Source organism: Vibrio sp. 10N.261.45.E2, assembly GCF_002875705.1.
GTDB lineage: Bacteria > Pseudomonadota > Gammaproteobacteria > Enterobacterales > Vibrionaceae > Vibrio.
In genome coordinates this window covers 1-1,153 of the sequence record NZ_MCZZ01000037.1, presented here as the reverse complement: position 1 = coordinate 1,153, position 1,153 = coordinate 1, and the positions used below count along the sequence as shown (strand labels likewise).

1 protein-coding gene is annotated in these 1,153 nt (G+C 43.0%); it reads left to right on the top strand.

Features of this window, described 5'->3' with window-relative positions; genetic code table 11:
- The first annotated feature begins 48 nt into the window (after window positions 1-48).
- The gene (locus BCT34_RS02085) at window positions 49-1,038 is read left to right on the top strand and encodes an OmpA family protein (protein ID WP_076654780.1); all 990 of its coding nucleotides are present in this window, start codon (window positions 49-51) and stop codon (window positions 1,036-1,038) included.
- The last annotated feature ends 115 nt before the right edge of the window (window positions 1,039-1,153 follow it).

The window sequence follows — 1,153 nt, the reverse complement described above, 5'->3', positions numbered from 1 at the left end:
ACTATGATAGGTTTAATAATCAACTAGCTGTGGTGTGGGTTACTCCCCTTGAAAAAAATATTACTTATTACTTTGTTGAGCACTTCCGTACTAGCAGAGACTGAATCCCCTCAAGTCTTTGTTGGTGTAAAGGGCGGGTATCAATTGGCTCTAGACGAGACTTACAATTACTCCAATCCAAAGGGCGGAATATTAGGCATATATACCGGATTGCAGCTTACTCCATCTTGGAGTTGGGATGTCGGATATCAGTATCACGATGAATTAAAGGCAGATGTTACATCAGTTAATGTGAAAACTTGGTTGATTGAAAGCGCTCTCCGTTACGATTGGTACCTACAAGATAACCTGAGTTTATACGGCCGACTTGGTGCTGCTTATTGGGATATGGAAAAAACTCAAAAATCTTTAACTAATAGCGATGCCACTGGCTTTTCTCCTCTCGGTGAAGTGGGAGTTAACTATAAGTTCAACCCTAACGTCCGATTATCTACGGGCTATCAGTACATTGACAGTATTGGTCAGTCAAATACGGGGAAGTATGATAGTCATGGATTATTGGTCAATCTAACCTATACGTTTGGCGGCACCAAACAACCCGCGTTATTTGAAGTTGAGCCAGCTCCTGTCATGGAAGGTATTCCAGCCAAAGAGACGGTCACGGTAGAAACACCGTCTAAAATTAAGGTGTTTAAACAAAAAATAACAAATGGATTGTTTGGTTTTGATTCAAGCGAACCTAGCCATGAGTTTATTGACCAATTAACTGAGGTATCTTCGGTATTAAACGCTTACCCACAAGCTCAAGCCGCTGTTGTTGGCCACTCTGACTCAAAAGGCTCCGCACTCTACAATCAAAAACTTTCCGAGCATCGTGCTCAAGCGGTCGTCAATCAACTGATTAAATTGGACGTCACCCCGACACAACTTGATTGGCAAGGTGTCGGTGAGTCTCGACCTGTTGCTGACAACAATACCGCAGAGGGGCGAGCAGAAAATCGCCGAGTTGAAATTATCATTCCAAATTTTAAGTATTAACGGGAAAGTATCATTATGTCTACATCAAATACGGCCCTCATAATAACCTTATCTGCTGCGTTGATGTTGTCTGGCTGTGGCTCGGAAGGAGCGCTGACTACACCGACTACGCCGA